Raw genomic sequence first — 833 nt, 5'->3', positions numbered from 1 at the left:
GGGATAATCTGATAATCTACCGCCACTTGCAGGGCGGGGATGAGTACCAGCATGATGAATGCCCCGAGTGCCGGTAGTTTTACGGATAAATATTGAAAGACATTATCTTTGATAAAAGTCATTTTTTAACTCCTTTGGACAGATAATTTTTGATAAAGTCAGCCAGCCAATGCGTGCCAAAGTAGCCAATGGCGGACGCAATGCCGACACTTGCCGTCTGTGGAATGCCGAACCAGTCCAAAAACGACCAGATGCCGATGGCGAACAGTCCGCACATGATGGATTCTAATAAATCCACACGCCCACGCTGTGCTTTGGTGCGAAATACCGCCATCAGTGTCGCCATGACAAAGCTCATGGTGGCGACCTTGGTGTGTAACCACACCTCCGATAGATAGTTGTATAAATCATTCACCGATGTTCTCCTGCTAAAATCAAATCATATAAATCACTGGGGCTAAACCGCCAGCCCTTATCAGAACCAAAGATGGCGTTATAGCACCACTCACTACAAAAATACCGCTCCTGCGACTGGTGAAATAGTGCTACCGCACCCAATGCACCCCACAAGTCATAGCCTGCTCCTTGGGTGTGCTTAAAATAGGCTTTTACTTGCTCGTGTGTGATGGATAATGGTGTTAGCTCCCATTTATCAGACGGTAAATCCATCACTTTACATCGTACACCACCATCGCGGTAGCTACTTGTATAGCATTCATAACGACCGTCAGGCAAGGCAATGGCAATCTCACAATGGCTGTATTTGCCACGAGTAAAAAAGCGAGTGATGCCATCGCATAGTCGGTGAGCGAGCTTATCGCCACGCCCACGGT

At 47.4% G+C, this 833-nt stretch carries 2 protein-coding genes and 1 pseudogene; all 3 read right to left on the bottom strand.

The window, feature by feature from the left end; all coding sequences use genetic code 11:
* A pseudogene (locus ACERC6_RS10265) lies at positions 1 to 122 on the bottom strand (TIGR02594 family protein); the annotation flags it as partial.
* The gene (locus ACERC6_RS10260; protein WP_080946064.1) at positions 119 to 415 is read right to left on the bottom strand and encodes a phage holin family protein; all 297 of its coding nucleotides are present in this window, start codon (positions 413 to 415) and stop codon (positions 119 to 121) included. The pseudogene ACERC6_RS10265 and the gene ACERC6_RS10260, both read right to left, overlap by 4 nt.
* A partial coding sequence (locus ACERC6_RS10255; RefSeq protein ID WP_373628958.1) for an enoyl-CoA hydratase occupies positions 412 to 833 on the bottom strand: 422 nt, incomplete at its 5' end. The genes ACERC6_RS10255 and ACERC6_RS10260, both read right to left, overlap by 4 nt.

Origin of the sequence: Moraxella sp. E33BD, from assembly GCF_041807865.1 — a bacterium.
In the GTDB taxonomy this organism is placed as follows: Bacteria; Pseudomonadota; Gammaproteobacteria; order Pseudomonadales; family Moraxellaceae; genus Moraxella; species Moraxella haemolytica.
Note: the sequence above shows the minus strand (reverse complement) of the source record. Positions and strands in the feature narration are given on the sequence as shown.